The organism is Hydrogenophaga sp. Root209, assembly GCF_001428625.1.
GTDB lineage: Bacteria > Pseudomonadota > Gammaproteobacteria > Burkholderiales > Burkholderiaceae_C > Hydrogenophaga.
Map to the genome: position 1 here is coordinate 391,711 of NZ_LMIE01000022.1, position 24,214 is coordinate 415,924.

24 protein-coding genes and 1 pseudogene are annotated in these 24,214 nt (G+C 62.7%); 21 read left to right on the forward strand and 4 right to left on the reverse strand.

Annotated features, from left to right (window positions below; all coding sequences use genetic code 11):
* Window positions 1-25: 25 nt before the first annotated feature.
* From ASE11_RS13355 to ASE11_RS13370, 4 genes are all read left to right on the forward strand, one after another.
* The gene (locus tag ASE11_RS13355; protein ID WP_056272082.1) at window positions 26-781 is read left to right on the forward strand and encodes an SDR family NAD(P)-dependent oxidoreductase; all 756 of its coding nucleotides are present in this window, start codon (window positions 26-28) and stop codon (window positions 779-781) included.
* A gap of 14 nt (window positions 782-795) precedes the next feature.
* Entirely contained in the window at window positions 796-2,244 is a 1,449-nt protein-coding gene (locus ASE11_RS13360; RefSeq protein ID WP_056272085.1) for an NAD-dependent succinate-semialdehyde dehydrogenase, read from the forward strand.
* Window positions 2,245-2,319: 75 nt separating this feature from the next.
* Window positions 2,320-3,372 carry a TRAP transporter substrate-binding protein gene (locus ASE11_RS13365; protein WP_056272088.1) on the forward strand — a complete coding sequence of 351 codons (1,053 nt, stop codon included), beginning with the start codon at window positions 2,320-2,322 and terminating at the stop codon, window positions 3,370-3,372.
* Window positions 3,369-4,319, forward strand: a complete 951-nt coding sequence (locus tag ASE11_RS13370; RefSeq protein WP_056272090.1) for a PdxA family protein — start codon at window positions 3,369-3,371, stop codon at window positions 4,317-4,319. Before ASE11_RS13365 ends, ASE11_RS13370 begins: the two co-directional genes overlap by 4 nt.
* 45 nt (window positions 4,320-4,364) lie before the next feature.
* Here the strand turns inward: ASE11_RS13370 and ASE11_RS13375 are convergent.
* Window positions 4,365-4,667, reverse strand: a pseudogene (locus ASE11_RS13375) (ATP-binding protein); the annotation flags it as partial.
* Between the two features lie 217 nt (window positions 4,668-4,884).
* On the opposite strand from ASE11_RS13375, the gene ASE11_RS13380 reads away from it, so the two are divergent.
* The 9 genes from ASE11_RS13380 to ASE11_RS13420 all read left to right on the forward strand — a co-directional run bounded on the left by ASE11_RS13380 (window position 4,885) and on the right by ASE11_RS13420 (window position 14,022).
* Entirely contained in the window at window positions 4,885-6,030 is a 1,146-nt protein-coding gene (locus ASE11_RS13380; protein ID WP_235501285.1) for a TRAP transporter substrate-binding protein, read from the forward strand.
* A 9-nt stretch (window positions 6,031-6,039) separates the two neighbouring features.
* Window positions 6,040-6,822: an SDR family NAD(P)-dependent oxidoreductase gene (locus ASE11_RS13385; protein ID WP_056272093.1), complete on the forward strand. Its 783-nt coding sequence runs from the start codon at window positions 6,040-6,042 to the stop codon at window positions 6,820-6,822.
* Window positions 6,823-6,830: 8 nt separating this feature from the next.
* A complete protein-coding gene (locus tag ASE11_RS13390) occupies window positions 6,831-8,297 on the forward strand; it encodes an aldehyde dehydrogenase family protein (protein ID WP_056272096.1) in 1,467 nt (488 codons plus the stop codon).
* A 48-nt stretch (window positions 8,298-8,345) separates the two neighbouring features.
* Window positions 8,346-9,380, forward strand: a complete 1,035-nt coding sequence (locus tag ASE11_RS13395) for an aromatic ring-hydroxylating oxygenase subunit alpha (protein WP_056272099.1) — start codon at window positions 8,346-8,348, stop codon at window positions 9,378-9,380.
* A 34-nt stretch (window positions 9,381-9,414) separates the two neighbouring features.
* The gene (locus tag ASE11_RS13400; protein ID WP_056272102.1) at window positions 9,415-10,602 is read left to right on the forward strand and encodes an ABC transporter substrate-binding protein; all 1,188 of its coding nucleotides are present in this window, start codon (window positions 9,415-9,417) and stop codon (window positions 10,600-10,602) included.
* 87 nt (window positions 10,603-10,689) lie between these two features.
* Window positions 10,690-11,553 carry a branched-chain amino acid ABC transporter permease gene (locus ASE11_RS13405; protein WP_056272106.1) on the forward strand — a complete coding sequence of 288 codons (864 nt, stop codon included), beginning with the start codon at window positions 10,690-10,692 and terminating at the stop codon, window positions 11,551-11,553.
* On the forward strand, window positions 11,550-12,542 hold the full coding sequence (locus tag ASE11_RS13410; protein WP_056272109.1) for a branched-chain amino acid ABC transporter permease: 993 nt from the start codon (window positions 11,550-11,552) through the stop codon (window positions 12,540-12,542). Before ASE11_RS13405 ends, ASE11_RS13410 begins: the two co-directional genes overlap by 4 nt.
* Entirely contained in the window at window positions 12,539-13,300 is a 762-nt protein-coding gene (locus ASE11_RS13415) for an ABC transporter ATP-binding protein (RefSeq protein ID WP_056272113.1), read from the forward strand. The genes ASE11_RS13410 and ASE11_RS13415 overlap by 4 nt, the downstream gene beginning before the upstream one ends.
* The gene (locus ASE11_RS13420) at window positions 13,300-14,022 is read left to right on the forward strand and encodes an ABC transporter ATP-binding protein (protein WP_382155684.1); all 723 of its coding nucleotides are present in this window, start codon (window positions 13,300-13,302) and stop codon (window positions 14,020-14,022) included. Before ASE11_RS13415 ends, ASE11_RS13420 begins: the two co-directional genes overlap by 1 nt.
* Before the next feature lie 36 nt (window positions 14,023-14,058).
* On the opposite strand, the gene ASE11_RS13425 is transcribed toward ASE11_RS13420, so the two are convergent.
* Window positions 14,059-14,808 (reverse strand): IclR family transcriptional regulator, encoded by a 750-nt coding sequence (locus ASE11_RS13425; protein WP_056272116.1) that lies wholly within the window; start codon window positions 14,806-14,808, stop codon window positions 14,059-14,061.
* A 152-nt stretch (window positions 14,809-14,960) separates the two neighbouring features.
* Here ASE11_RS13425 and ASE11_RS13430 point away from each other — a divergent pair, with 152 nt between their 5' ends.
* From ASE11_RS13430 to ASE11_RS13445, 4 genes are read left to right on the forward strand one after another with little or no spacing between them, the layout of a single operon-like run.
* Entirely contained in the window at window positions 14,961-16,235 is a 1,275-nt protein-coding gene (locus ASE11_RS13430; RefSeq protein ID WP_056272119.1) for an aromatic ring-hydroxylating dioxygenase subunit alpha, read from the forward strand.
* 46 nt (window positions 16,236-16,281) lie between these two features.
* On the forward strand, window positions 16,282-17,262 hold the full coding sequence (locus ASE11_RS13435) for a Bug family tripartite tricarboxylate transporter substrate binding protein (protein ID WP_056272122.1): 981 nt from the start codon (window positions 16,282-16,284) through the stop codon (window positions 17,260-17,262).
* A gap of 6 nt (window positions 17,263-17,268) precedes the next feature.
* Window positions 17,269-18,048 (forward strand): SDR family NAD(P)-dependent oxidoreductase, encoded by a 780-nt coding sequence (locus ASE11_RS13440; RefSeq protein ID WP_056272130.1) that lies wholly within the window; start codon window positions 17,269-17,271, stop codon window positions 18,046-18,048.
* Between the two features lie 44 nt (window positions 18,049-18,092).
* Window positions 18,093-19,064, forward strand: coding sequence for a PDR/VanB family oxidoreductase (locus ASE11_RS13445; protein WP_056272133.1), 972 nt, complete (start codon window positions 18,093-18,095; stop codon window positions 19,062-19,064).
* A gap of 331 nt (window positions 19,065-19,395) precedes the next feature.
* On the opposite strand, the gene ASE11_RS26900 is transcribed toward ASE11_RS13445, so the two are convergent.
* Complete coding sequence (locus ASE11_RS26900) at window positions 19,396-19,521, reverse strand: hypothetical protein (protein ID WP_268766295.1); 126 nt, start codon at window positions 19,519-19,521, stop codon at window positions 19,396-19,398.
* A gap of 107 nt (window positions 19,522-19,628) precedes the next feature.
* Window positions 19,629-20,876, reverse strand: coding sequence for a CaiB/BaiF CoA transferase family protein (locus ASE11_RS13450; RefSeq protein WP_056272136.1), 1,248 nt, complete (start codon window positions 20,874-20,876; stop codon window positions 19,629-19,631).
* Window positions 20,877-21,019: 143 nt separating this feature from the next.
* Here ASE11_RS13450 and ASE11_RS13455 point away from each other — a divergent pair, with 143 nt between their 5' ends.
* From ASE11_RS13455 to ASE11_RS27110, 4 genes are all read left to right on the forward strand, one after another.
* The gene (locus ASE11_RS13455) at window positions 21,020-21,895 is read left to right on the forward strand and encodes an IclR family transcriptional regulator (protein ID WP_235501286.1); all 876 of its coding nucleotides are present in this window, start codon (window positions 21,020-21,022) and stop codon (window positions 21,893-21,895) included.
* 30 nt (window positions 21,896-21,925) lie between these two features.
* Window positions 21,926-22,687 carry an enoyl-CoA hydratase-related protein gene (locus ASE11_RS13460; RefSeq protein ID WP_056272141.1) on the forward strand — a complete coding sequence of 254 codons (762 nt, stop codon included), beginning with the start codon at window positions 21,926-21,928 and terminating at the stop codon, window positions 22,685-22,687.
* 7 nt (window positions 22,688-22,694) lie between these two features.
* A partial coding sequence (locus ASE11_RS27105; RefSeq protein ID WP_414842452.1) for an MmgE/PrpD family protein occupies window positions 22,695-23,479 on the forward strand: 785 nt, incomplete at its 3' end.
* Window positions 23,480-23,590: 111 nt separating this feature from the next.
* Window positions 23,591-24,211: a hypothetical protein gene (locus ASE11_RS27110; protein ID WP_414842455.1), complete on the forward strand. Its 621-nt coding sequence runs from the start codon at window positions 23,591-23,593 to the stop codon at window positions 24,209-24,211.
* Window positions 24,212-24,214 lie beyond the last annotated feature (3 nt).

A 24,214-nucleotide genomic window follows, 5' to 3' on the forward strand; every position in this document is an offset into this window, starting at 1 on the left:
ACCTTCCCACAGAAAGAGACAACACATGACAGCAGCATCCCGGGTCATCGCGGTCACTGGCGGCGCCAGCGGCATCGGTTTCGCCTTCTCCGAAGCCCTCGCGCGCGCGGGCCACCAGGTCGTCATCGCCGACCTGCGCGGTGCCGTCGAAGCGGCCGAACGCCTCAGTGCCCAGGGCCTGAAGGCCATCGGCACGCAGACCGATGTGGTCAAGCCCGCCGACGTGGCGGGCATGGTCGAACAGGCCGTGAAGGCGTTCGGCCGGCTCGACGTGCTGGTGAACAACGCCGGCCTGTTCACCACGCTCACGCTCAAACCGTTCGACCAGATCAGCGACGCCGAGTGGATGCGGGTGATGGAGGTCAACACCCTGGGGCCTTTCGTGTGCGCCAAAGCGGTCGTGCCCGAAATGCGCAAGAACGGGTTCGGCCGCATCGTGAACATCGCGTCCACCACGCCGATCAAGGGCACGCCCAACATGCTGCACTACGTGGCCAGCAAGGGCGCGGTGATCGCGTTCACGCGCTCGCTAGCCCGCGAACTCGGCAAGGACGACATCACCGTCAACGCCATTGCCCCGGGCTTCACGCTGAGCGACGGTGTGCTCGACAACGACCTGCACAGCAAGATGGGCGACGTGGTGCGCAAGACCAGCCGCTCGCTGCAGCGCGACCAGGTGCCTGAAGACCTGGTGGGCGCCCTGCTCTTCCTAGCCAGCGACGGCGCGGGCTTCATCACCGGCCAGACCATCGCCGTCGACGGTGGCTCGGTATTCATCTGATCGGTTGACTCACCATGACCGACACCGCATACGGCAAGCCTTTCCTCTACATCGATGGCGAATTCATCGAAGGCGGCGACCGCCAACACCAGGACATCATCAACCCCGCCAACGGCGAGGTGATCGGCTCGTTGCCGCACGCGCGCCGCGACGACCTTGACCGCGCACTGAACGCGGCGCAACGCGCCTTCGAGAGCTGGCGCAAGAGTTCGCCGCTCGAGCGCTCGAAGGTGCTGCGCCGCGTGGCCGAGCTCACGCGCGAACGCGCACCGCAGGTCGCCCGCCAGATCACTCTCGACCAGGGCAAGCCGCTGAGCGAGGCGCTGCTGGAGGTGACCACCTGTGCCGAACACGCAGAGTGGCACGCCGAAGAATGCCGCCGCATCTATGGCCGCGTGATCCCCGCACGCCTGCCCCACGTGCGCCAGCTGGTGCTGCGCGAGCCCGTGGGCGTGTGCGTGGCCTTCACGCCCTGGAACTTTCCGTTTAACCAGGCCATCCGCAAGATGGTGGCGGCGATCGGCGCGGGTTGCACGCTTGTGCTGAAGGGGCCAGAGGATTCGCCGGGCGCGGTGATCGCGCTCGCGCGCATGTTCCACGACGCGGGTCTGCCCCCGGGCGTGCTCAACGTGGTGTGGGGTGTGCCGGCCGAGGTGTCGGACCACCTGATCCGCTCGCCGATCTCGCGCAAGGTATCGTTCACCGGCTCGGTGCCGGTGGGCAAGCAGCTGGCGTCGCTCGCCGGCCTGCACATGAAGCGCATCAGCATGGAGCTGGGCGGGCACTCGCCGGTGGTGGTGTTCGACGACGCCGACGTGGACGACGCGGCCCATCTGCTGGCGCGTTTCAAGGCGCGCAACGCGGGGCAGCTGTGCATTGCACCCAGCCGCTTCTTCGTGCAGGAGAAGGTGTACGACCGCTTTCTCGACACCTTCACGAAAGCCTACGGTGGCTTGAAGGTGGGCGACGGCATGGACAAGGACACGCAGATGGGCCCCCTGGCGCACCTGCGCAGGGTCGATGCCATGGAAGGCTTGGTGGCCGATGCGCTGGAGCGTGGCGCGAAGCTGGCCAGCGGCGGCACGCGGCTCGCTGGCCCTGGCTACTTCTACCCGCCCACCATCCTCACCGACATTCCCGACGACGCGCGCCTGATGGTCGAAGAACCCTTCGGTCCGGTCGCGCCGATCACGCGCTTCAAGGACACCGACGAGGTATTGAAGCGCGCCAACGCCCTGCCCTTCGGCCTCACCGGTTTCGTTTTCACCGGCTCCATCAAGACCTCGGAGCGCATGGTCAACGGCCTCGAGGTGGGCATGGTCAACGTGAACCATTTCGGCATCACGCTGGCCGAGACGCCGTTCGGTGGCGTGAAGGACAGCGGCATCGGCAGCGAAGGCGGCAGCGAAACCTTCGACGGCTACCTCGTCACTAAATTCGTTTCGCAGGCAAGCCCTGCTTGATCACCAGTACTACAAGAAGCCAGCACCGCCCAGGGGGCCGGACCCGCCTTTCCCTTCAATCCAGGAGACAACCTCATGATGCAACGCAGAACCCTCATCAAATCGGCGGCGGCAGCCGCTTCCCTTGGAGCCCCCACCCTTGGCGTCTTCGCCCAGCAAGTGGTAACCCTGAAGTTCCATACCTTCATGGCGCCGACCTCGAATGTCTATCTCAATGCACACAAGGCATGGATGTCGAAAGTGGAGAACGACTCGGGCGGACGTATCCGCTTCGAGGGCTTTCCTGCCATGCAGCTGGGGGGCTCACCAAGTCAACTTTTCGACCAGGCACGGGATGGTGTTGTCGATATCGTATGGACTTTGGCTGGACTTACCCCCGGTCGATTCCCTCGGACCGAAGTGTTCGAACTGCCGTTCATGACCATGGACGGCATCGGAGCGTCGCGTGCCGCCTGGGAGTACCTCGAAACCCACGCCAGCGATGAGTTCAAGGACGTCCAACCACTCGCTTTTCATACCCATGGTCCAGGAGTGCTGCACTCGAAAAGCAAGGCCATCAACAGCGCTTCCGACCTGCGCGGCCTGAAGATGCGAGGGCCGACCCGCCAAGCGACTAAGTTGCTCGCAGCAGCAGGAGCATCCGCGGTAGGCATGCCGCTGCCACAGATTCCAGACGCGCTGTCCAAAGGCGTCATTGACGGCGCAGCCTTGCCTTGGGAAGTGATTCCTTCGGTCAAGGTGCATGAGCTTGTTCAGCACCACAGCGAGTTCGCGCCCGGCAAGCCAGCTCTTTACAACACGGCGTTTGTGATGGTGATGAACAAAAGAAAATATACATCGTTGCCTCCGGATATCAAAAAGGTGATCGACGACAACTCGGGCCTGGAAACCTCGGCTTGGTTCGGCAAGGTGCAACAAGATCATGACCCCATCAGTCGCAAGATGGCGACCGATCGAGGCAACAAGGTACACGTGTTCAGCGAATCGGAAACCAGCGAGTTTGTCAAACTGACTGGCACCATCGCCAGCGAATGGGTCCAGGAGATGGACAAGCGCGGGCAGGACGGTGCCAAGCTCTTGGCTGGCGCAAAGGCGCTCATTGCCAAACATAAACCAAAGGCTGCATGAGCGGCCTTGCGCGCCTGGCCATCTCGATCGGCGATCCGAACGGCATCGGACCGGAGATCACGCTAAAGGCACTTGCCACTCTGACAGAGTCTGAGCGCGACCGTATTACGCTGTTCGGCCCGAATTCGGTGCTGCGCCGCTGCGCCGAGCAATTGAACCTTAGCGGGATGCTAGATGGTGTTCGTTGCAACGAGGTAGGCGCCCTCGATCCGGCTGCAGCTGTACCTGGTCGCATCGACGCGGCCGCTGGCGCCTCGTCGGTGGCCAGCGCTACGGCGGCCATTCAGGCTGCGCAGGCTGGCGAGTTCGACGCCGTGATCGCCTGTCCTCACCACGAGACAGCGATCACGCAGGCAGGTATAGCGTTCAGCGGGTACCCCTCTCTTGTGGCGCGTGTGTGCGGCCAATCTGCCGACTCCGTTTTCTTGATGCTGGTGGGGGCGGGCTTACGCATCGTGCACGTCACGCTCCACGAGAGCGTTCAAACAGCACTTGATCGTCTGAGCACCGACCTGATCGTGCGCGCCACTCAGGCAGGCATCGTCGCGTGTCAGCGGCTGGGCGTGGAAACGCCTCGCATCGGCATGTTCGGTATCAATCCACACGCATCCGAAGGTGAGCTTTTCGGACCGGAGGACGCTCGCTTGATGGTGCCTGCGGTGGCGCAGCTGCGCTCAGCAGGCCACCATGTCAGTGGGCCCACAGGTGCAGACACGCTGTTGGCAAACAGGCAGCACGATCTCTATGTGGCCGTCTTCCACGACCAGGGTCACATTCCAATCAAGTTGCTGGCGCCCCACGCCGCAAGTGCCCTCAGCGTGGGAGGCAACGTCGTGCTGTCCAGTGTCGGGCATGGAAGTGCCATGGACATCGCCGGCAAGGGAATTGCCAGTCCCGAGGCCTTGCTTCGCACGATTTACCTGCTGAACTCCACGCTGAGCGAGTGACTTCCTAAATTTGACAGTCTCCTCCTATGGTCAACCCAAACTGCGCTAACAAAGTCGTTCGAATTCCGACTGTTCGGGTGCGATCGCGATTCGTGAGGCGGACTGCTTCAGACGGTAGCTCTTGCCTTCGAACCCCAGCGTCGAGCAGCGGTGTATCAGTCGATCAAGGATGGTGGTGGCCATGGTGACGTCGGCCAGGTACTTGCTCAGGTCCTGCACCAAAAGATTTGAGGTGATGACGATGGCGCGGCGCAGGTTGTAGCGCTGGTGAACGATGGCATAGAGGAGTTCGTCGCTGATGTCGGCGATGCGCCGGGCCAGAGACTGGTCATCTAGCACGAGCAGGTCCGAGGACTCCACACATCCCACGGCCTGCACGCTGGTGCTTGGCTGTGGCGAACATGAGGACTCGGTCCTTGCGGTTCTCGTCGTGATCTTGTGGATTTGGCGATAGCGCCGGATGTTTCGTGCCGACCCAGCCTAACAACATCGAAGGTCATTTAGGTAACCGCTCACGACGCCCCCAGTGTTTACCCTGATTTCGTGGAGTGAACATAACCGTAGAATGAACAACATAATCACCAGACGGACAATCCGGATTGCGAACTGGATCAAGTCTCACTTCCTAGGTACTCACGCCTTCTCCTCAATTCACCAAATGATCAACCGCAGAACCATCGTTCAGTTGGCAGTAGGGATGGCCTTGGGCGCTCCCTCGCTGACAGGCTTTGCTCAGCAGTCGATCACTTTGCGATTTCACACTTTCATGTCTCCCATGTCCAACGTATGGGTCAGCATGAACAAGGTATGGATGGAAAAGGTGCAACGGGAATCAGATGGGCGCATCCGGTTTGAGGCGTACCCCGCGATGCAGCTTGATGGCGCGCCTGTGCAGCCATACGACCAGGCACGGGATGGCGTGGCTGACATCGTTTGGACACTGACCGGCTATTCACCTGGAGGCTTTCCTTGCAGCGAGGTGTTTGTCCTGCCGTTCATGACGACCAACGCCGAGGCTACTTCCAAGGCTTTCTGGGAGTTCATCAAGACAAAAGCGTCCAACGAACACAAGGAAGTGCATCCCATTGCAGTGCAGGTTCATAGGCCGGGGATGCTCCACACCCGCGACCGCCTCTTTGAGGCTCCGTACGACTTGCGCGGCCTGAAAATGCGCGGTCCAACCAGACAAACTACGAAGATGCTGGGATACCTCGGCGCCAATGCTGTGGGCATGCCGCTGCCCAAGATTCCCGACGCACTGCAAAAGGGGCCTCTCGACGGTTGCGTGATCCCTTGGGATGTCGTTCCCTCCGTAAAGGTGCACGAATTAACGAAGTTTCACAGTCAGTTCGATCCAGCCAGTGGCGCGCTCTACACCACGACATTCGTGACGGCAACAAACAAACGGAAGTACGAGTCCCTGCCGCCAGATGTCCGGAAGGTGCTGGACCCCAACTCGGGCATAACCGCTTCTGCGTCCTTGGGGCGCGCCCACCAATGTGGCGACGACCCTGCCCGCAAGTTGGTGGAGGCACGCGGCAACGTGACCCATAACTTCGGGCAGGTCGAAGCCCAAGAGTTCAGGCGCGCAGCAAGCCAGGTAGAGGTCGAATGGGTCAAGGACATGGAGAGCCGCGGCTTCGATGGTCGCGATCTTTTGTCAACAGCCCGGGCCTTGATCGAAAAACACACAAAAACTACCAAGACATAAAGACACTCCATGAATCAACTGCCCAAAGAAAACACCCCACGGCTGGCCAACCGGGTTGCGATCGTGACCGGCGCGGCGCAAGGTATCGGAGAGACATACGCTCGTGCATTGGCTCAAGAAGGTGCCTCCGTGGTCTGTGCCGATGTGCTGGACGCCACCGGGGTGGTCAACCAGATCATTGAGAAGGGTGGCCGGGCGGTGTTTGTCCACACAGACGTGACGTCCCGCGAATCGGTGGAGAAGATGGTTGGGTCCGCACTTCAGGCGTTCGGCCGCATTGACGTGCTGGTCAACAACGCCGCAATTTTCGGCAACCTTGCCCTCAAGCCGTTCGAGCAGATCGAGTCGACCGAGTGGGACAAGGTGATGTCCGTCAACGTGCGCGGCTCCTTCGAGTGCGCCAGAGCGGTCAGCCCCGTGATGCGTCAGCAGCGCTACGGCAAGATCATCAACATCGCCTCCGGCACGGTTTTCAAGGGCACGCCGCTCTTCCTGCACTACGTCACCTCCAAGGGCGCCGTGGTGGCGATGGCGCGCTGTCTGGCGCGTGAATTGGGTAACGACAATATCTGCGTCAATACACTGGCGCCGGGCCTGACCCTGAGCGCCAATGTCAGCGCAAATCCCGACTGGCAAGGCTCAATCGCTTCAGGCATCGTTTCGTCCCGCTGCATCAAGCGTGATCAGGTACCCGACGACCTGACCGGCACCTTGATCTACCTCGCCAGCGCCGACAGTGACTTTGTCACCGGTCAGGTGATTGTGGTTGATGGCGGATCGGTCACACATTGAGCACTCCTATGCACGCCACAGCAGAACTCTTGATCGATGGCCGGTGGATGCCCGCCAGCCAGGGCCTCGAAGTGCCCAGCCTGGACCCGGCCAACGGCAGCCAGATCGGTTGCTTCAGCGCTGCCACCCGGGCAGACGCAGAGGCGGCCATTTCGGCTGCACGCAGAGCCTTTGAAAAGCCCACGTGGGCCCAGTCGCCGCGGCTGCGGCAGAACGTGATGAACGAATGGGCAAGCCGGCTAGAGCACAAGGCTGAAGCACTGGCCCAACTGCTAACGCAAGAGAATGGCAAGGTGATCGCGCAATCGCGGGGTGAGCTGATGGGAGCCATCTCGGAGATCCGTTACTACGCGGGTCTGGCCCGGCACATACCAGGCCACGTGCTCGAGGTGGAACCCGGCGTATTTTCCACGATGCTGAAAGAGCCGGCCGGCGTCGCCGGCATCATCGTCCCTTGGAACGCTCCCGTGATCCTGCTTATCCGGTCGATCACCCCCGCGTTGGCCGCTGGCTGTACTTGCGTGGTCAAGCCTGCACCGCAGTCCGCACTCATCACCGCTGCGGTGATCAGGGAACTGGCCGACGTGACTGGACTGCCGCCCGGTGTGGTGAACCTGGTGAGTGAGCAAGGCCACGACGTGGCGCAGTTGCTCACCTCCTCGCCAGAGGTGGATGTGGTCAGCTTCACGGGCTCCAACCTGACGGGGCAGCGCATCATGGCCGCCGCTGCTCCCACTATGAAGAAACTGTCGCTCGAACTGGGTGGCAAGTCATGCTGCCTGGTTTTTGAAGATGCCGATATCGACCACATCGCGCCTCAACTGGCTGCCGCTGCGACGGTCATCTCTGGTCAGCAATGCACGGCGGCGCGCCGGGTGTTGGTTCACGCGTCACGCTATGAGGCGATGAAAAAAGCGCTGGCCAATGCACTGGCGGCAATCAAAGTGGCGCCCGGAAATACCCCGGGCGCCCAGATGGGTCCCTTGATCGATCTCTCTACCACTGAGTTGGTGCAACGTCGCATCGAGCAGGCGATGGACGACGCAGACGAAGTGATCCTGCGCGGTCAGCGTCTCGGCGGAAACCTGCGGCTTGGCGGGTTTGTCTCGCCCACCTTGGTCGCGCACCGGGATGCCAGTGCATCTTTTGTCCAAGAGGAGATTTTCGGCCCCTTGGTCGTGCTGGAAAAGTTTGAAACCGAAACCGAAGCGGTGGCGCGGGCCAATCACACCGAGTTCGGGTTGTCCGCGAGTGTCTGGACCGAGCAGGGCGCGCGCGCCTGGCGTATCGCTCGAGCGCTACGCAACGGCACCGTTTGGATCAACGACCACAACAAGCTGTGCGCTGAAGCGGAGACCGGCGGCTATCGCCGCAGTGGCTTGGGCCGTCTCCACGGCTTTGACGCGTTGATCGATTTCACCGAGATCAAACACATCTATCAGAACGTAGGTGTGCTTGATCCACCCAAGGGCTGACTCCACAAGCCTGCCCGAATCCTTAGTACTTATAGGAGAGAACGAATCATGTTTCCCAAAAACACGTGGTATGTAGGCGCTACGCCCAGCGAACTCGATGGAAAGCCCCTTGGCCGCAAGATTTGCGGCGAGTCCATCGTGTTTTTCCGTGGCCCCGACAACAAGGTGGCCGCTGTCGAAGACTTTTGCCCCCACCGCGGTGCTCCGTTGTCGCTGGGCAAGGTTGAAAACGGCAAACTGGTTTGTGGCTACCACGGTCTGGAAATGGGTTGCGATGGCAAGACGGTTGCCATGCCATGCCAACGCGTGGGCGGCTTCCCCGCCGTGCGGACGTATCCCGTAGTGGAGCGCTACGGGTTCATCTGGGTCTGGCCTGGCGATGCGCAAGAGGCCGACCCCTCCAAGATCCACCATCTGGCCTGGGCCGATGACCCCGAGTGGGCCTACAGCGGTGGGCTGTACCACGTAAAATGCGATTACCGGCTCATGATCGACAACCTCATGGACCTGACTCACGAGACTTACTTGCACCCGAACTCAATTGGTCAAAAGGAAATCGATGAGTCGCCGCCCAAGACGCGGATGGATGGAGACTGCGCCATCACCGAGCGTTACATGGAGGGCATCATGGCGCCGCCATTCTGGCGTGCGGGCTTGCGCGGAAACAACCTGGCCGACGATGTTCCAGTGGACCGGTGGCAAATCTGCCGCTTCTATCCGCCAAGCCATGTGCTGATCGATGTGGGTGTGGCGCACGCGGGCAAGGGCGGCTTCAATGCAGACCCCAAGGTCAAAGCCTCCAGCACAGTCATCGACTTCATCACACCTGAAACCGAGTCCTCGACCTGGTACTTTTGGGGCATGGCCAGGAACTTCAATGCGCAGGACCAGGCGTTGAGCGAGCAGATCCGCACCAGCCTGAGCAAAGTTTTCTCCGAGGACCTCCAGATGCTGGAGATGCAGCAGCAGAACCTGGAGCGCAACGCCGGGCGCAAGCTACTGAGCCTGAACATCGATGGCGGTGGCGTGCAAGCCCGCCGCATCATCGATCGGTTGCTGGTTGCGGAAAAATCCGCTGCCTGATGTTTTCCCGATCCCACCACAACAGGAGACACAGATGAACTCACGGCGCTTTGTTTTGACACGAGGAGCCGCGCTGATCGGCGCGGCCTCCAGCGGCATTTTGTTGCCCCGGTGGGCGCAGGCGCAAACCAGCAATCTGCGGGTTGGCCTGATGCTGCCGTTCACAGGTACCTTTGCCCAGCCCGGTATCGCCGTCGAAAACGGCTTCCGGCTGGCGCTGGCGCAAAACGGCGGCAAGCTCGGTGGCCGCGAGGTGGAGTTCTTCAAGGTCGATGACGAATCCAATCCGGCCAAGGGCATCGAGAACGCGACCCGCCTGGTAATGCGTGACAAGGTCGACGTGCTGGTGGGTTCGGTGCACTCGGGCGTGCAGATGGGCATTCACAAGGTCGCACGCGATACAGGAGTTCTCAACATCATTCCCAATGCCGGCGTGCACGTGGCCACCCGGGCCCAGTGTGCGCCCAATGTGTTTCGAACCAGCTTCACCAACGCCCAGCCTACCCTGGCTTTGGGCAAGGCCATGGTCGACCGAGGCCACAAGAAGGCGGTGTGGATCACCTGGAACTACGCCGCAGGCGACGAGGCCTTTGAGGGTTTCGAAAAGAGCTACACCGAAGCCGGTGGCACCATCATCAAGAAGCTCGGCCTGCCCTTTCCCAACGTGGAGTTTCAGTCGCTGTTGACCGAGATTGCGTCTTACAAGCCCGACGCCGTGGCTTGCTTCTTCGCCGGTGGCGGTGCAGCCAAGTTCCTGCGCGACTACGCTGCGGCCGGCCTGAACAAGACGATCCCACTGTACGGCTCGGGCTTCCTGACCGAGGGCGTGCTCGATGCAGCAGGCGAAGCTGCCGAGGGCGTTCTCACCACGCTGCACTACAGCGACTCGCTGGATATCCCGCGCAACAAGCAGTTCCGCCTCGACTATGTAAAGGCGTTCAAGGCGCAGCCCGATGTGTATGCCGTTCAGGGATACGACGCGGGCTTGCTGCTCGTCAAGGGTGCCAACGCAGTCAAAGGCGACTTGTCGAACAAACCGGCACTGTACGCAGCGCTGGAAGGCGCCACCATCGACAGTCCGCGCGGGAAATGGACCATGAGCAAGGCCCACAACCCGATCCAGGACATCTACCTGCGCCAGGTGGTCAACAAGGACAACAAGGTGATCGGCATTGCTCAGAAGGCTGTGGCCGATCCCGCCACGGGTTGCCGCATGGGTTGAGTCTTTCGCGCCCCGGTTGTCCTCCAGCGGCGGAGTTCGTCCAAAAGATGTTCCGCCGCTTTTCTTCGTCCTTTTGTTCCTTAACTCATGGATTTCGCCAACTTCCTCATCCAGTTGCTCAACAGCCTGCAGTACGGCCTGTTGCTGTTCATGCTGGCCGCGGGCCTCACGTTGATTTTCGGGATCATGGGTGTGGTCAACCTGGCGCACGGCAGCTTCTACATGCTGGGTGCCTACCTCGCGTGGTTTTTGGTCGGCCAACTGGACAGCCTGGTGCTCGCGATCGTGCTGGGCACGGTGATTGCCGTGGGGCTGGGCTGGCTGCTGGAGTGGACCTTGTTCCGGCACTTCTACCACCGCGACCACCTCGATCAGGTGTTGCTCACCTTCGGCCTCATCTACATCTTTGAAGAGGTGCGCTCCATCCTCTGGGGCGACGACGTGCACGCGGTGCAGGTGCCCGAGGTGCTGAACTGGTCGATCCCGCTGACCGAGAACCTCTCGTACCCGGTGTACCGGCTCGTGATGTCGGGCGTGTGCATCGCGCTGGCGCTCGGCCTGTACCTGCTGATCTCCAAAACGCGCCTGGGCATGAAGATCCGCGCCGGGGCGTTCAACCGAGAGATGACCGAGTCGCTGGGCATCAACATCCGCCTGATCCACGGCGTGGTGTTTGCCTTGGGCGTGGCGCTGGCCGCCATCGCCGGCATGATCGCCTCGCCCATCGCGAGCGTGTACCCCGGCATGGGCAGCTCGGTGCTGATCATGTGCTTCGTGGTGGTGGTCATCGGCGGTATCGGTTCGGTGCGTGGTGCGCTCGTGGCCGCGTTGCTCGTGGGTCTGGTCGACACCTTCGGCAAGGTGCTGGTGCCGCAGATTGCCGGCATGGCCGTCTACATGCTCATGGCCGCCGTGCTGCTCTACAAGCCCGAAGGGCTCTTCAAACAATGAGCTCCCCCAAAGCCCAACTCGAAAAGCTGCCGCGCAGCATCCAGGCCATCCTGGTGCTGGGAGCCATCGCGCTCGCCGCGTTTCCACTCATCCCCGTCACCGGTAGCGACTTCTACCTGCAGATGCTCTCGCAGATGATGATCCTGGCGATCTTCGCCATGAGCCTGGATCTGCTGCAGGGCGTTACCGGTCTTGTGTCGCTCGGACACGCGGCTTACTTTGGTCTTGCCGGCTACGCGCTGGCTTTCCTCACCCCGGCGGACACTCCCATCAGCCTGTGGTGGTCCCTGCCCGCCTCGGCGCTGGGCGCGGGACTGGCCGCGCTCGTCATCGGCTTCTTCTTGGTTCGCACCCACGGTATTTACTTCATCATGGTCACCATGGCGTTCGCCCAAATGGTGTTCTTCCTGTTCTTCGACAACAAGGCGCTCGGGGGGTCGGACGGCGTGTACGTGAACTTCCGCCCCACCGCCTCGGTGTTCGGCTGGAGCGGCATCGACCTCGAGAACAAGACAACCTTCTTCTACTTCACGCTCCTGCTGCTCGTGCTGGTCTATGCCTTCCTGCGCCGCCTGTTGTTCTCTCCTTTTGGCCGGGTGCTCGCGGGCATTCGCGTGAACGAGCACCGCATGCGCGCGGTGGGCTTTGGGACCTTCGGCTACAAACTCACGGCCTTCACGCTAGCAGGGGCGCTGGCCGGCGTGGCGGGCTTCCTGTGGGCCGCGCAGACCGGTTATGTGAACCCCGAGTTGATGGGTTTCCACATGAGTGCACACGCCATCATGATGGTCATCCTCGGGGGCATGGGCAATTTCGCTGGCGCCATCGTGGGGGCCTTCGCGTTCGAGTACGTGATGCACTTCTTCAAGGACCTCACCAAACACTGGCAGCTGCTCATGGGCACGTTCATCGTGCTGGTGGTGGTGCTGGCGCCGCGCGGCTTGCTGGGTCTGGTGCAGCGCTTCGCCAGCCCGAAGGAGCGCCCATGAACGAACTGCTGCTCTCCGCCCGCAACCTGACCAAGCGCTTCGGGGGTCTGGCCGCCGTCAATGATGTGTCGGTGGACCTGCACCGCGACCGCATCCACGCCGTCATCGGCCCCAACGGCGCAGGCAAGTCGACACTGACCAACCTGCTCTCGGGCGACCTGCCTCCCACCTCGGGCCGCATCACGCTCAACGGGGTCGAGACGGCGGGCAAAAGCCCCGAAAAGATCTCGCGCCTGGGTCTGGGCCGCAGCTACCAGAAGACCAACATCTTCCTGCCCTTCACCGTGTGGGACAACGTGCGACTGGCGGCCCAATCGCGCGAACGGCATGTGCCGTGGAACCCGCTGCGCTGGGTGTCCTCGGCCAGCGCCATGGGCGCGGTCAACGAGCGCTGCGAGCGCGCGGTCGAACTCGCCGGTCTGTCAAATCGCGCCAGCGTGGTGGCCGGCACCACCAGCCACGGCGAGCAGCGCCAGTTGGAGATCGCCATGACGCTGGCGACCGAGCCCACCGTGCTGCTGCTCGACGAACCCCTGGCCGGCATGGGCCAGGCCGAGGCCGAGAGCATGGTGGCGCTGCTGCTGCGCTTGAAAAAGGACCACGCCATCATGCTGGTCGAACACGACATGGACGCGGTCTTCACCCTGGCCGACCAGCTCACCGTGATGGTGAACGGCCAGGTGATCGCCAGCGGGACGCCGGCCGACGTGCGCGGCGATGCCGGCGTGCAGGCAGCCTACCTGGGTGAGGAGCATTGATGAGCGCATTGACGAACGCCTTGGTTGAGGCCAAGGGTCTCAACACCCACTACGGCGCCAGCCACATCCTGCGCGGCATTGACTTCACCGTCGGCCAGGGCCAGACCATTGGTCTGATGGGCCGCAACGGCATGGGCAAGTCGACGCTGCTCAAATCCATCATGGGCATCGTCAAGCCCAGCGGCGGCAAAGTGCATGTGAAGGGCCGCGACATGACGGGCGCAGCCACCTTCGAGATCGCGCGACAAGGCCTGGCTTATGTGCCCGAAGGCCGCGGCATTTTCGGCAACCTCAGCGTGAAGGAAAACCTGGTGATGTCGGCCCGCGCCGGCACGAAGGGTCAGCGCGACTGGACCTACGACCGCGTGCTGGAGACCTTCCCGCGCCTGGCCGAGCGCCTGAACCACGGCGGGCAGCAGCTCAGCGGCGGCGAGCAGCAGATGCTCACCATCGGCCGTGCGCTCATGACCAACCCCGACCTGCTCATCCTCGACGAAGCCACGGAAGGCCTGGCGCCTCTGATTGCGCGCGAGATCTGGCGCATTTGCGGCCTGATCCGCGAGAGCGGCATCAGCAGCATCATCGTGGACAAGAACTGGAAACACGTCACCCAGATCACCGACCGCAACGTGATCCTGGTCAAGGGCGAGGTGGTTTTTGAAGGCAGTTCCGAAGAGCTCCTGTCGAAGCCCGAACTGCTGGAGCAGCACTTGGGTGTATGAGAATCAGTGTCGCCCCGGCCGGCCCCTTGAAGCTAGCTAGCGCTGCCCAAGTGCTTGCGAGAGTTTCCGTGCTTCTTCCTTGAGGAGCGTAACAAATACGCTGACACGCGCTTGGTCCACGCGCACACCAGGACCGAAAACGGCCAAAGACCCCATGACTTTGTCGTTCCCCAGAAAAAACGGCACAGCAACCGCCACCGCGCCCTGGATCAATTCGTCCCGGCTTATCGCATACCCCTGTTCCCGGATCTGCTGCAGCCTGTCGAGATAGGCCGATACATTGACGGCTTCTCCGCTCTTGTTCAGATAGCTTTCGGGTGTGGGAACATGGGCAAGGATGGCACGCCCGCTAGCGCCCAACGTCACGTCTTCCCGATAGCCCAAGCCGCGTTTGAAACTGAGCGGCTGTGCGCTGGGCAATTCGGCCACACAGATTCGACTGTTGCCCTGGTGAACAAGCAAGGCAACAGTCTCGCCCGTCTGGTCCCACAAGCGGCGCAGCATCGGTTGCGCCAGGGTCGCTATGTCAAGACTGGAGCTCCACACGTGTGCAAGGTGCGCCACCGAGGGACCTAATTCGAAGCGCTGAGGATCACCGGACGACACGATGAACCCGCTGTGTTCCAGCGTGCGCAACAGCCTGTACAGGGTTGGACGGCTCAGGTCCACCCGCTTGAGCAGCTCACCCGCTGTCAGTTGGTGGTCGGTTGCCGTGAACGCCATGAGGATTTCCAGCGCTCTGTCCACGGCCCGGACACTCTCGCCCGGTTTTTCAGTTGGTCCCATAACTCCACCCAAGGTTGCACTTCTATCATGGTACCCGCCAACCAGTCCACTTGATGGACTGACTATTCAAAACTTGACAGAGCTCAATCGGTCCGTAAAATGGACTGTAATGTCATGCAGTGGACATGCCGATCAATTTTGGAGACCTGTCTATGAACAAGGAAATGTCTGAAGCGCTCACCCGCGTCGGTCCCGGCACGCGCATGGGCAACCTGATGCGCCGCTACTGGGTGCCGGCACTGGCATCGAGCGAAATCCCCGAAGCCGACGGGCCGCAGGTGCGCGTGCAACTGCTGGGCGAGAAGCTGCTCGCCTTTCGCAATAGCGATGGCAAGGCTTGCCTGATCGGCGAATTCTGCTCGCACCGAGGCGTGTCGCTGTACTTCGGCCGCAACGAGCACAACGGCATCCGCTGCGCCTACCACGGCGTGAAGTTCGACGGCATGGGGCAATGTGTGGACGTGCCGTCCGCGCCTCAGGCTTGCGCGCGCATGCACATAAAGGGCTACCCTTGCGTGGAGCGCGGTGGCATCGTGTGGACCTATATGGGCCCGGCCGATCAGCAGCCCGCACCGCCCGAGCTGGAGTGGTGCACGCTGCCGCCCGAACATGTGTATGTCTCCAAGCGCCTGCAGTACAGCAACTGGCTGCAGGCCATGGAAGGCGGCATCGACACCGCACACGTCTCTTACGTGCACCGCTACGAGGTGGATACCGACCCGATGCACCAGGGAGTGAAGGCGCTGGACTACATCAAGGCCGACGGCAACGTGAAGTTCGAGATCGAGCAGACGCCCTTCGGCCTGAGTCTGTTCGGCCGCCGCAACGGCGAACCCGATTCGTATTACTGGCGCATCACGCAGTGGCTGTTCCCCTGGTTCACGCTGATCGCGCCGTTTGGCGAGCATGCGCTGGGCGGGCATGTGTGGGTGCCGATCGACGACCATAGCTGCTGGGCTTGGAGCATCAACTGGCAGCCTGCCCATCCCCTCACCGACGAAGAACGCACCGCGATGGAAGAAGGTAAGGGCATTCATGTCGAATACGAAGCGCCCGGCAGCTTCATCCCCAAGCAAAACCGCGACAACGACTACTGCATGGACCGCGTGGCGCAACGCGAAGACCGCTCTTACAGCGGCGTGTTCGGCTTCTCCGCGCAGGACTATTCGCTGCAGGAAAGCATGGGCACGATCCAGAATCACGAGGCCGAAAAGCTACTGCCCACTGACAAGGCTATCGTGATGGCGCGCCGCATGTTGCATGAGGCCGCGCTCGGCTTGGCAGATGGCCAGACCCCGCCCGCGCTGGACCCAAGCGCACAGCACGTGCGCCCCGCCGGAGTGCTGCTGCCCAAGGAACAGGACCCCGTTGCGTGGGCACGCGAGCAGCTCGCCGACGCGACGAAAAAACCGGTCTTCAGCCTTTGAGCGACTTCACTTTTCCACCCCACGACAGACAGCACCGGAGACACCTATGAAAACCCACCTGAAACTCGCGGCGGCTGTCGCGCTCGCGGCCTGCGCGGCCACTGCCGCCTGGGCGCAAGGCGCGTCCGACTGGAAGCCCAGCAAGCCGGTGCGCATCATCGTGCCCATCGTCGGCAGCACCAACGACGTGCTCGCTCGCCTGATCGGGCCGAAGCTGCAGGAGGCGCTCGGCCAGCCATTTGTGGTCGAGAACAAACCTGGTGCGGGGGGCAACATCGGTGCATACGAGGTGAGCCGCGCCGCGCCGGACGGCCACACCCTGCTGATCGGCTACAACGGGCCGCTGGCGATCAACGTCACCCTGTTCGACAAGATGCCGTACGACCCTACCAAGGATCTCGCGCCCATCACGCTGGCGGTGAAGTCGCCGCAATACCTGGTGGTGAACCCGGCCACCGGCATCACCGATGTGAAGGACTTCATCGCCAAGGCCAGGGCCAACCCGACCAAGTATGCCTACGGCTCGGTGGCCATGGGCAGCGCCTCGCACCTCACCATGGAAATGATGAAGTCGGGGGCGAACTTCCGCATGACGCACATTCCCTACCGCGGCGCCGGGCCAGCCGTGGCCGATCTGATCGCGGGCAACATCCAGGCCGGCTTCTTCGTGCCCGGCAACGTGCAGGGCTTCGTGAAGGAGGGGCGTCTCAAGCTGCTGGCCTCCACCGGCCCGAAACGTTTTCCGAGTACACCGGACATCCCGACTCTCAGCGAGTCGGGGCTGAAGGACTTCGAGGCCACCTCGTGGATCGGTCTGCTCGCGCCGGCCGGCACGCCGCCGGACATCATCAACCGCTACCACGAGGAGATGGTGCGCATTCTCAACTCGCCCGACATCCAGAAGCGCCTGCACGAGATGGAGTTCGAAATCGTCGCGAGCTCGCCCAAGCAGTTCAGCGACTGGATCGGCACCGAGATCGTGCGCTGGGGCAAGGTCATCAAGGACACCGGCGCCAAGGCAGAGTGAGCCGACATGAGCGCACCCCGACTCGCTGAGAAGACCGCGCTGATCACGGGCGGCGGTGCCGGCATTGGCGCCGCGGCGGCCACGCTGTTCTGTCGCGAAGGCGCGGCCGTGCTGCTGGTGGATGCCGACGCCCAGGCGCTGGAGCGCACCCGCCAAGCCATCGTGCAGGCCCTGCCCGGCGCGCGCGTGCTGTGCGTGGCGGCCAACGTGGCCGACGAGGTCGCCGCGCGCGCCGCCGTGCAGCAATGCAACGCGCAGCTCGGTGGCCTGGACATCCTGGTAAACAACGCCGCCATGCGCAACTACTCGGCCGCCGCCGACGCCACGCCCGCCGAGTGGCAGGCCATGGTGGGCGTGAACCTGGTGGGCATGTCCAACTACTGCGCCGCGGCCTTGCCGGCGCTGCGGCAATCGGGCGCGGGCAGCATCGTCAACGTCTCGTCGTGTTACGCGGTCACCGGCCGCAAGGGCATGGCGCTGTACGACGCGACCAAGGCCGCGCAACTGGCCTACACGCGCAGCCTCGCGTTCGAGGAGTCGTCGCACGGCGTGCGCGCCAACGCGGTGTGCCCCGGTTCCACGCTGACGGATTTTCACGTCGGCCGCGCGCAGGGCTCGGGCAAGAGCGTCGAGCAGCTCAGGACCGAGCGCAAGGATACTTCGCTGATCGGGCGCTGGGCCTCGCCGGAAGAGATTGCCTGGCCCATCGTGTGGCTAGCGTCCAGCGAGGCCTCCTTCATCACCGGGACCACGCTGATGGTCGACGGTGGCTTGCACATCATGTAGCTATTGGGGACATGTTCCCCAAGGTTCTTGTCTAGAACTCCGCAATGTCAACATCCAAGCTTTCTGCACTTGTCTACAACATGAGGCTTGAAGCCCCCGGCGTTGTTAGTGTCGAATTTAGGCCAGCCACACCAGACACTGTCTTCCCACCTCATGCCGCTGGCTCACATATCGACCTTCATCTGGGAAACGGCTTGGTTCGCAGCTACTCGCTGATGAACCCGATCACCGATAAGCAACGCTACGTGGTGGGCGTTCTCAAGGATCGTCAGAGCCGTGGGGGGTCGAAGTATGTCCACGAGAAGGTTCGCGTGGGCGATGTTCTGGACATCTCGGTGCCTCGCGACAATTTTCCGCTGGAAGAACGTGCTCAGCACTCCGTGCTGGTTGCAGGTGGCATCGGCATCACACCTATGCTGTGCATGCTCAATCGACTGGCTTCGCTGGGTCGATCTGCCGAGCTGCTCTATTTCGCTCGTTCCCGCCGGGATGCTGCGTTCTTGCAAGTGCTGGAATCGATGGAGTCAGGCCAGCTCAAAGTGCGGTACCACTTCGATGACGAAGTCGGTGCGTCTCCCGACCTGCCAACACTGCTGGCAGCGTATCCGGCCGATACCCATTTCTATGGCTGCGGCCCCGGCCCCATGCTGGACGCGTTCCAGAAGGCTTGCGACGGTCTGGGATACACCCACGTGCATCTGGAACGGTTCGCCGCCGTGGAACCTGTGGGGACGCCGCCCTTCAACGCCAATGGCTGCACCGTAGAACTGCGCCGGAGTCAGAGGATCATTCAAGTGCCGGCTGGTTCGACCATTCTCGACGCCATGATGGATGCGGGCATCATTCCTAGCTACAGCTGCAAGGAGGGGATCTGCGGTGCCTGCGAAACCAAAGTTCTGGCTGGCGAGGTGGATCACCGGGACAGCATCCTGACACAGCAAGAGCGAGCAGCCAACAAGTCGATGATGATCTGTGTGTCGGGTTGTCGTTCCAATTTGTTGGTACTGGATCTCTAAGACCGGTGTTGTTTGGATAGGTTGCGCGCTTGGCCGGTTTGAACACACCGCCGAGCAGGTCACGAAATCGGGTCAACTCCAACTCCAACTCCAACTCCAAGGTGCCAGTTGTAGTGGTGATTCCAATGGTCCGACGCAGCAGTGTGCTCGCTGGAGTTCTGGTAAGCGAAGCCATAGACCCATTGGCTCAGATCCGACTGGATGAAGCGCTCGACCTTGCCGCTGGTTTGGGACCGCCACGAGCTGGTATTCGGTCACAAATACCCAAATCTTGGCAGGCCTGTGCGAAGTCTCTTAAGCGGAAGGCCGCTCCGTTGTCGATGAGCGGGAGCTAGATGCGCACACCCAGACTGGCGTAGTAGGCGTGGGCGTTGCGCGAGAACTGCACCGCGTTGAGCGCCTTCTGGTCGGGGTGGATGTCGATGAACGCGATACGGGCAGGGTCATCAATGGTCAAAAAAGCATCTTCCAGCCCGCTTCATCAACGCTATCCTTGCATTTGCCCATCCACGGAATTGGGGCCCAACGCGCTGACCAGTCGAGTCGCGTTTGATGCCGGAAGCCTCATTCTGACACCTCCGCATCGGCGAGGAGTGGAACCGCTGCGCCACCAACCAGCAAGGACGCCAGCGCAACTGCATCAAAGCCGCATTCGCGCAGCACCGATTCGGTGTGCTCCCCCAATCGCGGCGCGGGCGCCAGCTTGCTGACGTCGTAACCCACCCAGCGCGCTGGCGCGCCAAAGGTACGCATCGCTCCTTCGCTCGGGTGCTCGACCTGACGGAAGAAGCCCACCGCCGCCAAGTGTGGGTCATCCAACAGTGATTCGACGGTGTTCAGAGGCACCGCCGGCACGTCGATGTCTTCGAACAGCTCCAACCAGTGCGCGGTGCTTTGCACGCATAGCGTCTGGCCCAGAAAGCCGTACACCTCGTCAATGTGGCGGGTGCGGCTGGCCAAGTCGGCGAAGCGCGGATCGACCCGCAAATCGTCGCGCTCGATGGCATGCAGAAAACGCTGCCAGTGGCCGTCGTTGTATACCAGCGCGCAGATGTAGCCGTCGCTGGTTTCGTATGGCCGGCGCCCGGGCGACAACAGCCGCACGTAGCCAGCGTCACCACTGGGCGGCTCGAAGGTGCGCCCATATAGGTGGTCCGAAAGCACCACGCTGGCCATGGTTTCGAACATCGGCACATCGATGCGGCAGCCGCGTCCGTTGCGCTCGCGCCCGTACAGCGCCATGGCCACGCTGTGCGCTGCATGCAGGCCGACCATGCGGTCGGCAATCGTCAGCGGCACGTAGCGCGGCTCGCTCGCCCCGCTTTGCTGCTGTAAGGCGGCGATGCCGACCGCGCCCTGGATCAGGTCGTCATAGGCCGGGCGGCCGGCGTAGGGACCGTCCTCGCCGTAACCGTACACGCCGCACCAGATGATGCGTGGATTGATCATCGAGACGCTCTCGTAGTCCAGCCCGAGCCGGGCGATGGAGGCCGGGCGGAGGTTGTGCACGAAGACATCGGCGCCTTCGATCAGGCGCCGCATCGCAGCCGCGCCCTCCGGCGATTTGAGGTCAAGCGCCACGCTGCGCTTGTTGCGGTTCAGGTGCAGGAACAGCGGACCCATGCCGGGATGGCGTCCGGGGCCGATCCAGCGTGTCGAGTCGCCCTCAGGGGATTCAATCTTGATCACGTCCGCGCCATGGTCGCCAAAGATCTGGGTGGCGTAGGGCCCCATCAGCACCGCGCTGAGGTCGATCACCCGCACGCCCTCGAGTGGCCCGGCGGGTGCTGCCTGCTTGTGTTGGCTTGTCATCTGTGTCTCCTCTGATTTCTCGATGCCAGGCTGCCTCAGCGCCGAGTGCTGAGGAAAAACCGGATTGACGGCCGTCCATCCTAACGATATTCTGATTACCAAACAAATGTTCCCATATCAGAACACAAGGAGGCTTCGATTCTATGAACATGCCCACGGCCAGCTTGCGCGAATGCACAGGCATCAATACCCGCGCGGAGGCTTCTCCCATGGCCGTGACCCGCGTGCTGCGGCTGCTGCGGATACTGGCCGACCGCCCTGCTGGCTTGGCCCTGACCCCGTTGTGCTTGGCGTTGAATGCACCAAAAACCAGCGTACTCTCGCTGTTGCGCGGCCTCACGGCGCATGGCTACCTGCAGCGCAGCAATGACCTGTATGAACTGGGCCCCGAGGCGTTCTCACTAGGGGCATCTCTGGTGTCGGCCCGCTCGCTCGACGTTGTGGCCCTGCCCTTCCTGCGGGAGGCAGTGGCGCGATCCGGCGAGACCGCCCTGATCGCCAGAATCGACCGCACCGCAGATCGGCTCGTCTACAACCCGATCTTCGAGAGCACCCGGACGATTCGATACGCCGTGCCAGTCGGCACGACACGGCCGCTGTTTGCCTCGTCCGCCGGGCGCGTGCTGCTCGCGTTCCAGGAAGAGGCATGGCGGCGTGACTACCTGCGCCGGGCCGATCTGCGGGCCATGACCGAGCACTCGGTCACCGACCCGGCGCAACTGGCGCGGATCATCGAGGAAGCCCGGGTGAGAGGGGTGGCGGTCACATTCGGAGAAGTGACACCTGACGTTGCCGGCTTTTCGGCCCCGATCTTCGAACCTGACGGGCGCGTGAACGCAGCGCTGATCATCGCCGCGCCGATCGAGCGCGGTCGCGCCGTCGCCGATGCGCTGCAGCACCTGGTGATGGAACTCGCCGCAAGCATCTCGGGGGCACTCGGCTACCGTGCGGGACCGGAATCGCGTGAGGTGGCAACGAATCAAGCCAGACCAATGCCCCAGACCCGCCGCTCGCGGTAACAGGCACAAACTTCAAAAGGAGACACCCCCATGAACAATGAACTGCTTTACGAAGTGAACGACGGCATTGCCGTCATCACCATCAACCGGCCCGAGCGCCGCAATGCGCTGAATCGCGCCGTGCGCGAAGGCTTTTTTGAGGTCTGGCGCCGCTTCGAAGCTGACGGGCAGGCGCAGGTGGCCATCCTCACCGGCGCCGGTGACAATTTCTGCGCCGGCATGGACCTGGTGGAAGCCGCAGACACTCAACTGCGCATCCCGCCAGCGGGCTTCATCGCCGTGCTCGGCGACAACATCGAGGTCACCAAGCCCGTCATCGCTGCCGTGCAGGGCTATGCCTATGCAGGCGGTTGGCTGCTCTCGCAGATGTGCGACCTGTGCGTGGCCGACGAAACCGCCAAATTCGCCATCACGGAGGCCAAGGTCGGGCGCGGCATGCCGTGGGCCTCGCCGGTCATCCACATGCTGCCGCAGCGCATTCTGATGGAAGTCGCGATGACCGGCGACCCGCTGACAGCGCAGCGCGCCTACGAACTCGGCTACATCAACCGCCTGATGCCCAAGGGGCAAGCATTGCAAGGGGCCAAAGAGCTGGCGACCCGGCTCATGGCCAATGCGCCACTGACGGTGCGCGCGGCCAAAGAAATGGTGCGCCTGTCCACCGAGATGGGCCGCACCGCCGCGCTGCGCGCCTCCAACCGAGCGTTTGATGCCGTCTACCTCAGTGAAGATGCCCTGGAAGGCCCGCAATCTTTCCGGGAAAAGCGCAAACCGGTCTGGAAGGGGCACTGAAATGAGCATGACCACAACCAGAAAACCCGCACCGTCGTCCGCTATCCAAATCGCTGACATCACGCGGGAACTGGCCGCGCGCTGCGCTGACCTGTGCTACACCGATCTCCCGGAGGACGTGCGCCTGCGGGTCCGGCAATGCCTGCTCGACTGGATCGGGGTGACGCTGGCTGGCGCGTGCGAGCCACTGGTTCACATGCTGGCCGAAGAAGCCCGTGAACAGGGTGGGTATGCCCAGGCCACCGTCGTCGGGCACGCCATGACGACCTCCAGCCGGCAGGCGGCATTGATCAATGGCTCGGCCTCGCACGCACTCGACTATGACGACGTCAACATGGCCTGCACCGGCCACCCCTCGGTGGTCCTGATCCCGGCCTTGCTCGCCCTGGCCGAATCGCGCGGCGCCAGCGGACGCGACTTCATGACGGCCTTCGCCGCCGGCTACGAAACCATGTGCCAGTTGGGGTTGGTGTGCGGCGACGCACAGTATTCCAACGGCTTCCACACCACAGCCACGCTAGGCACGCTCGGTGCGGCCGCCGCCTGCGCACGCTTGCTGCAACTCGATGCCGACGACACCGCGACCGCGCTGGGCATCGCCAGCACCATGGCGGCTGGGCTGAAATCGATGTTCGGCACCATGTGCAAACCCTTGCATGCCGGGCGGGCCAGTGCCGACGGCCTGCAGGCGGCCCAGTTGGCCGCACGCGGCTTCACCAGCCGTGCCGATGCGATTGAATGTCCGCAAGGCCTCATCGCCACGCACGGTGGTACCGCGTCGCTGGGAGCTGCNTGCAGGCGGCCCAGTTGGCCGCACGCGGCTTCACCAGCCGTGCCGATGCGATTGAATGTCCGCAAGGCCTCATCGCCACGCACGGTGGTACCGCGTCGCTGGGAGCTGCGGTGGCCACGCCGAACGGCGGCTGGCATCTGCGCCACAACCTGTTCAAGTTCCACGCCGCCTGTTATGGCACACATGCCGCCATTGAGGCCGCGAGCCACTTGCGCCTGCAACACGCACTGCGGGTTGATGACGTGTGCCGCGTGACGGTGCGTGCCAGTTCCGCCTGCGAGGGTGTATGCAACATCGCGGAGCCGCGCACCGGGCTGGAGGCCAAGTTCAGTCTCCGTCACACGGTAGCGATGGCGCTGGCCGGGGTCGACACCGCCGGATTGGACGCGTTCAGTGACGAAGCCGTATACGCGCCCGAGGTGGTGGCGCTGCGTGATCGGGTGCAGGTTTTGCTCGCACCTCAATGCCCGGACCTCACCCTCAGCGAGGTGGTGATCGAGACTCAGAGCGGCACAGTGCTGCGCCAACGCTACGACAGTGGGCGCCCAGCCAGCGACCTGCTGGAGCAGCAGCAGCGCCTGGAGGAAAAGTTTCGCCTGCTGGTCAAGTCTGTGCTCATACCTGACGAGTGCGACGAGCTGATAGACCTGGTGGCACGGCTCGACGAACTGACCGACCTCTCGCCGCTGGCAGGCATGCTGGCTCGCCAAGCGTGCGCTGATCGACACTAACAG

Coding starts and splice junctions, on each gene's coding strand:
- ASE11_RS13355 (WP_056272082.1), top strand. CDS start 26: ATGACAGCAGCATCCCGGGTCATCGCGGTCACTGGCGGCGCCAGCGGC.
- ASE11_RS13360 (WP_056272085.1), top strand. CDS start 796: ATGACCGACACCGCATACGGCAAGCCTTTCCTCTACATCGATGGCGAA.
- ASE11_RS13365 (WP_056272088.1), top strand. CDS start 2,320: ATGATGCAACGCAGAACCCTCATCAAATCGGCGGCGGCAGCCGCTTCC.
- ASE11_RS13370 (WP_056272090.1), top strand. CDS start 3,369: ATGAGCGGCCTTGCGCGCCTGGCCATCTCGATCGGCGATCCGAACGGC.
- ASE11_RS13380 (WP_235501285.1), top strand. CDS start 4,885: ATGAACAACATAATCACCAGACGGACAATCCGGATTGCGAACTGGATC.
- ASE11_RS13385 (WP_056272093.1), top strand. CDS start 6,040: ATGAATCAACTGCCCAAAGAAAACACCCCACGGCTGGCCAACCGGGTT.
- ASE11_RS13390 (WP_056272096.1), top strand. CDS start 6,831: ATGCACGCCACAGCAGAACTCTTGATCGATGGCCGGTGGATGCCCGCC.
- ASE11_RS13395 (WP_056272099.1), top strand. CDS start 8,346: ATGTTTCCCAAAAACACGTGGTATGTAGGCGCTACGCCCAGCGAACTC.
- ASE11_RS13400 (WP_056272102.1), top strand. CDS start 9,415: ATGAACTCACGGCGCTTTGTTTTGACACGAGGAGCCGCGCTGATCGGC.
- ASE11_RS13405 (WP_056272106.1), top strand. CDS start 10,690: ATGGATTTCGCCAACTTCCTCATCCAGTTGCTCAACAGCCTGCAGTAC.
- ASE11_RS13410 (WP_056272109.1), top strand. CDS start 11,550: ATGAGCTCCCCCAAAGCCCAACTCGAAAAGCTGCCGCGCAGCATCCAG.
- ASE11_RS13415 (WP_056272113.1), top strand. CDS start 12,539: ATGAACGAACTGCTGCTCTCCGCCCGCAACCTGACCAAGCGCTTCGGG.
- ASE11_RS13420 (WP_382155684.1), top strand. CDS start 13,300: ATGAGCGCATTGACGAACGCCTTGGTTGAGGCCAAGGGTCTCAACACC.
- ASE11_RS13425 (WP_056272116.1), bottom strand. CDS start 14,808: ATGGGACCAACTGAAAAACCGGGCGAGAGTGTCCGGGCCGTGGACAGA.
- ASE11_RS13430 (WP_056272119.1), top strand. CDS start 14,961: ATGAACAAGGAAATGTCTGAAGCGCTCACCCGCGTCGGTCCCGGCACG.
- ASE11_RS13435 (WP_056272122.1), top strand. CDS start 16,282: ATGAAAACCCACCTGAAACTCGCGGCGGCTGTCGCGCTCGCGGCCTGC.
- ASE11_RS13440 (WP_056272130.1), top strand. CDS start 17,269: ATGAGCGCACCCCGACTCGCTGAGAAGACCGCGCTGATCACGGGCGGC.
- ASE11_RS13445 (WP_056272133.1), top strand. CDS start 18,093: ATGTCAACATCCAAGCTTTCTGCACTTGTCTACAACATGAGGCTTGAA.
- ASE11_RS13450 (WP_056272136.1), bottom strand. CDS start 20,876: ATGACAAGCCAACACAAGCAGGCAGCACCCGCCGGGCCACTCGAGGGC.
- ASE11_RS13455 (WP_235501286.1), top strand. CDS start 21,020: ATGAACATGCCCACGGCCAGCTTGCGCGAATGCACAGGCATCAATACC.
- ASE11_RS13460 (WP_056272141.1), top strand. CDS start 21,926: ATGAACAATGAACTGCTTTACGAAGTGAACGACGGCATTGCCGTCATC.